Source organism: Streptomyces acidicola (genome assembly GCF_009377235.1).
In the GTDB taxonomy this organism is placed as follows: domain Bacteria; phylum Actinomycetota; class Actinomycetes; order Streptomycetales; family Streptomycetaceae; genus Streptomyces; species Streptomyces acidicola.
In genome coordinates this window covers 1-4,943 of sequence record NZ_VMNX01000401.1, presented here as the reverse complement: position 1 = coordinate 4,943, position 4,943 = coordinate 1, and the positions used below count along the sequence as shown (strand labels likewise).

Genomic DNA, 4,943 nt, shown 5'->3' with positions numbered 1-4,943 from the left:
GGTCGGGGTCGAAGGGGCGGAGCCCCTGGGGATGGGACGGGTAGGGGCGGCGGGGGCGAGCGACGTTGGGTGGGTTACGCGCCGAGTGCCGCCCGCGTGGGCATCCTCGCCGCGTCGTACCGCTCCAGCAGCACCCGCGCCACCTCCGGCGCGGACCCCAGCACGTCCGACAGGACATCCGCCCCGGCCGCGCCCCGCGCGATGCGGTCCGGCAGGAAGCCGGGGGCCAGGACGTACGGCGCCACCGCCACACGCGCACAGCCCACGGCGCGCAGCTCCCGCACGGCGTCCTCCGTGCGGGAGAACCCCGCGGGAGATTCAGCGGAGGCGAACGCAGGCCGCACGGCGCACCAACCGGTGTGCCGCCACTCCCGCGCGATATCTGCGATCACTGCGATCGCCTCCGGGTCGGTGGACCCCGCCGAGGCCAGCACGACCCCGGTCGAGGACTTGTCGGCGGGGGTCAGCCCGGCCTCGTACAGCCGGCGTTCGAGTGCCGCCAGCAGCAGGGGAGACGGGCCGAGCACCTCCGCCTGGCGGATGCGAAGCCGCGTCGGCGCGTCCCGCAGCACCGTCGGGATGTCCGCCTTCGCGTGGAACGCACGCGTCAGCAGCAGGGGGAGGGCCACCACGTCCCGCACTCCCTCCGCCGCCAGTGACTCCAGCACCCCGTGCACGGACGGGACGTTGAAGTCCAGGAAACCGGTCTCCACGCGCAGCCCGGGACGCATCGCGCGCACACGCCGGACGAGGCCGTGCACGGTCGCGGCGTGCCGCGGATCGCGACTGCCGTGAGCGATGACCACCAGGACGGGGCGGACCGGATTGCGCATGGAGTTCGAGTTCTCCCAGCTCTTCTCTCAGCTTCTTCTTTCAGCTCTTCTCGCAGTTCCTCACGAGTCTTCTTTCAGTTCCGCACGAGGAGGCCCCGGCTGCGCAGCACCCACCGCTCCAGCGGGCTGAAGATCAGCAGGTCGATGGCGATGCCGACGATCAGGATGAGGAGGATCGCGAGGAAGACCATGGACATGGAGCTGGTGTTGCGGCCGTTCTCCAGCAACTGGCCCAGGCCGACGCCGAGATCGGGCGAGGACGCGATGATCTCGGCGGCCATCAGCGAGCGCCACGAGAACGCCCAGCCCTGCTTGAGGCCGGCCACGTAGCCGGGCAGAGCGGCCGGCATCACGATGTGCCAGGTGCCCTTCAGCCCCGTCGCGCCCAGCGTGCGGCCCGCCCGGAGGAAGAGCGGGGGCACCTGGTCGACGCCGGAGACGAGTCCGTTGGCGATCGACGGGACGGCGCCCAGCAGGATCACCGCGTACATCATCTGGTCGTTCAGGCCGAGCCAGATGACGGCCGGCGGCACCCAGGCCACCGACGGCAGCGACTGCAGGCCGGACAGGATCGGGTGGATCGCCGCCCGGAGGAACTTCATCCGCGCCACCAGAAGACCGAGCGGCGTGCCGATCGCCAGAGCGAGCAGGAAGCCGAGCAGACCGCGCGAGACGCTCGTCCAGATGTAGCCGAGCAGGGTGCCCTGCAGCCAGGCGTCCTCGATCTCGCCCCACACGTCGCCGGGCGAGGGCAGCTTGGTCGGGTCGTCGACGACGTTGAAGGAGATCAGCGCCTGCCACAGCACCAGTACGAGCGCGATGGCGATCAGCGGCGGCAGGATCTTCTGCACGAAGGTCTGCCGGAACGGCGTCCGCCCGGACTGGACCGTCTCCAGGGCGTCCAGTCCCGCTTCGAGTCCCGCCAGGTCGTTGCCGCCTTTGACGGCGCCCTTGACGTCGTCCTTGACGGCCCCGTCGGCCTTGGTCTCAGTGCTGGCCATGGCGGCGGATCTCCCCACGCAGTTCTTCGGTGATCTCGACGGACAGCTCCGCCACGGCGGCGTCCTCGATGCGCCGCGGCTGCGGAATGTCGACCGTCCACTCCCGCGCGACACGGCCCGGACGCGAGGACAGCAGGACGACGCGCTCGGCCAGCCGGACCGCCTCGCGCACGTTGTGCGTGACGAAGAGGACGGACACCTCGGTCTCGCTCCAGATGCGGGTCAGTTCGTCGTGCAGCACATCCCGCGTGATCGCGTCGAGCGCCGCGAACGGCTCGTCCATCAGCAGGAGCTTGCTCTCCTGGGCGAGCGCCCGGGCGAGCGCCACGCGCTGGCGCATACCACCGGAGAGCTCGTGCACGCGCTTGCCGTACGAGCCCTTCAGACGGACCAGTTCGAGCAGTTCCTCGGCCCGGCCGCGCCGCTCGTTCTTGGGAACCCCCCTGAGCTTCAGGGCGAGTTCGATGTTCTTGCCCGCGGTCAGCCACGGGAACAGGGCGTGTTCCTGGAACATCAGGGCAGGGCGCCCGTCGGTCGTGATGCTGCCCGCGGTCGGCTTGTCCAGCCCCGCGACCAGGTTGAGCAGCGTCGACTTGCCGCAGCCGGAGGCCCCCAGGAGGGTGACGAACTCGCCGGGAGCGACATCGAGCGTGATGTCGTCGAGGACGAGTTGCTGTCCGGCGGGCCCGGCGAAGGACTTCGAGACGTGCTCGATACGGGCGGCGTGCTCGACGGCCTGGACGCCGTCGGCGGCCTTGGCGAGTGCGGTGGCCATGGTCGTCACCTCCTGGGAACTGATCGGACTACGCGGTTACTTGACGCCGAGACCGGCGTCGTCGGCCTCGGACTCGCTCTCGGCCTTGAGGACCTTGTTGAGCAGCGTCAGGTCGTAGATGCCGCCCAGGTCGGGCTTCTCCAGCAGACCGGCCTTGACCGCGTGCTCCGCCTCGGTGTCGAGGGTGGACGCCAGCGGGTCGTTGGTGAACTGGATCGACTTCCACGCCGGGTCGAGCACCTCGGCCGGCAGTTCCTTGCCGGAGTCCACCTTGAGTTGGGCGTTCGCCGCGGCCTTGGCCTCGTCCGGGTTGGAGGCGATGTACGCGTTGGTCCTGACCGAGCCCCTCAGCACCGCCTCGACGACCTTCGGGTGCTCCTTCAGGAACTTCTGCGACACGATGATGTTCGTGATCACGAACTTCTTGTCGGGCCACAGGTCGGCCTCGTCGAGCAGTACCTTCGCGCCCTCGGCGACGAGCTTGGACGCGGTCGGCTCCGGCACCCAGGCGCCGTCGATGGAGCCCGACTTGTAGGCGTCCGGGGTGATCTTGTTGTCCGTGCGGACCACCGAGACGTCGCCCTTGCCGCTCTCCGCGTCGACCTTCCAGCCCTGGTCGGCGATCCAGTTGAGGAAGGCCACGTCCTGGGTGTTGCCGAGCTGCGGGGTCGCGATCCGCTTGCCCTTGACGTCCTTCAGGGACTTGATCTTGTCCGGGTCGACCACGAGCTTCACACCGCCGGACGCGGAGCCGCCGATGATGCGCAGGCTCCTGCCGTCGGACTTGGTGTAGCCGTTGATGGCCGGGGAGGGGCCGATCCAGCCGATGTCGATGGAGCCCGAGTTGAGGGCCTCGATCTCGGAGGGGCCGGCGTTGAAGGTCGCGTACGCGGCCTTCGTGGCGCCGAGCTCCTTCTGGAAGATGCCCTCATGGCGGCCGACCAGGGCGGTGCCGTGGGTGAGGTTGCCGAAGTAGCCGATCTTCACGGTGTCGAGACCGTCGATCTTCTTGGCGCCGGCGGCGACCTTCTCGGTGTCGTTGTTCTTCGACTCGGAACCGTAACCGCAGGCGGCCAGCGCCAGCAGGGGGAGAACTGCGGCAGCGGTGATGCCGCGGCGAAGGAGTACTGAGCGAGTGGCAGGCACGGGAGGGGTTCCTCTCGTTGGCCCGGCGGTCACGGTCTCTCAGGTCGTGGCCGGGAGGTCGGCAGGTTTTCGTCTACGGCGGTGGGGGGCGAGGGCGCGCAGGCAGTGCGCGTACGTCAACGCGCACATCGCGCCACTCCGCCCTGCCCGCTCCCGAGGTCACCGCTGCCGACGCGGCCGCCCTCCTTCGCGAACGTCGAGAAGAAATCGGTGGGGTTCATGTCAGAAGTCCCACCCGTCGTCCTCGGCCTCGTCCTTGAGCGGCTCCGGCGAGGCGAACGACTCGCCGACCATGCCGGCGGTCAAGGTCGTGCCGTCGGCAGGGTCGATCAGGATGAACGAGCCGGTGCGCCGCGAGTCGGCGTACGAGTCGACGGGCAGTGCCTCCGCGGTGCGGATCTTCACACGGCCGATGTCGTTGGCGACGAGCTGTCCCGGGTGCGGGTGCAGGGACAGGTCGTCGAGCGTGAGACGGGACGGGATGTCCTTGACGACGGCCTTGACCGTGCGGGTGCCGTGCTTGAGCAGCACGCGGTGGCCCACGGTCAGCGGGGCGTCGGCGACGTGGCAGACGGTCGCCTCGATGTCCTGCGTGGTCGCCGGCGCGTCCTTGCTCGGCACGATCAGGTCGCCTCGCGAGATGTCGATGTCGTCCTCCAGCAGGAGGGTCACCGACTGCGGCGTCCACGCCACGTCGACCGGCTTGCCCAGCAGGTCGATGCCCGCGAGTCTGGTCGTCCGCCCGGAGGGGAGCACCGTCACCGGGTCGCCCACACGGAACGTACCGGCCGCGATCTGGCCCGCGTACCCGCGGTAGTCCGGGAGTTCGGCGGTCTGCGGGCGGATCACGTACTGCACGGGGAGCCGGGCGTGGCAGTGCGCCAGGTCGTGGCTGACCGGGACGGTCTCCAGGTGTTCCAGGACCGTCGGGCCGCCGTACCAGTCCATGTTCGCCGACGGCTCCACCACGTTGTCACCGGCCAGCGCCGAGATCGGGATGGCGGTGACCTCGGGGACGCCCAGCTCGGTCGCGTACGCGGTGAACTCCTCGGCGATGGCCGCGAACACCTGCTCCTCGTACGCGACGAGGTCCATCTTGTTGACGGCCAGGACCACGTGCGGGACGCGCAGGAGTGCGGCGATGGCGGCGTGGCGGCGGGTCTGTTCGACGACGCCGTTGCGGGCGTC

5 protein-coding genes are annotated in these 4,943 nt (G+C 69.8%); all 5 read right to left on the bottom strand.

What is annotated here, in order from left to right; all coding sequences use genetic code 11:
- Positions 1-74: 74 nt before the first annotated feature.
- Positions 75-833: a sirohydrochlorin chelatase gene (locus tag FPZ41_RS44740; RefSeq protein WP_152870454.1), complete on the bottom strand. Its 759-nt coding sequence runs from the start codon at positions 831-833 to the stop codon at positions 75-77.
- A gap of 74 nt (positions 834-907) precedes the next feature.
- On the bottom strand, positions 908-1,834 hold the full coding sequence (locus tag FPZ41_RS44735) for an ABC transporter permease (protein WP_152870452.1): 927 nt from the start codon (positions 1,832-1,834) through the stop codon (positions 908-910).
- Entirely contained in the window at positions 1,821-2,609 is a 789-nt protein-coding gene (locus FPZ41_RS44730; RefSeq protein ID WP_131572062.1) for an ABC transporter ATP-binding protein, read from the bottom strand. Before FPZ41_RS44730 ends, FPZ41_RS44735 begins: the two co-directional genes overlap by 14 nt.
- Before the next feature lie 36 nt (positions 2,610-2,645).
- Entirely contained in the window at positions 2,646-3,755 is a 1,110-nt protein-coding gene (locus FPZ41_RS44725; protein WP_322621532.1) for an aliphatic sulfonate ABC transporter substrate-binding protein, read from the bottom strand.
- A gap of 222 nt (positions 3,756-3,977) precedes the next feature.
- Positions 3,978-4,943: sulfate adenylyltransferase subunit 1 (locus tag FPZ41_RS44715; RefSeq protein ID WP_152870448.1), on the bottom strand; the 966-nt coding region annotated here is incomplete at its 5' end.

Coding starts and splice junctions, on each gene's coding strand:
- FPZ41_RS44740 (WP_152870454.1), bottom strand. CDS start 833: ATGCGCAATCCGGTCCGCCCCGTCCTGGTGGTCATCGCTCACGGCAGT.
- FPZ41_RS44735 (WP_152870452.1), bottom strand. CDS start 1,834: ATGGCCAGCACTGAGACCAAGGCCGACGGGGCCGTCAAGGACGACGTC.
- FPZ41_RS44730 (WP_131572062.1), bottom strand. CDS start 2,609: ATGGCCACCGCACTCGCCAAGGCCGCCGACGGCGTCCAGGCCGTCGAG.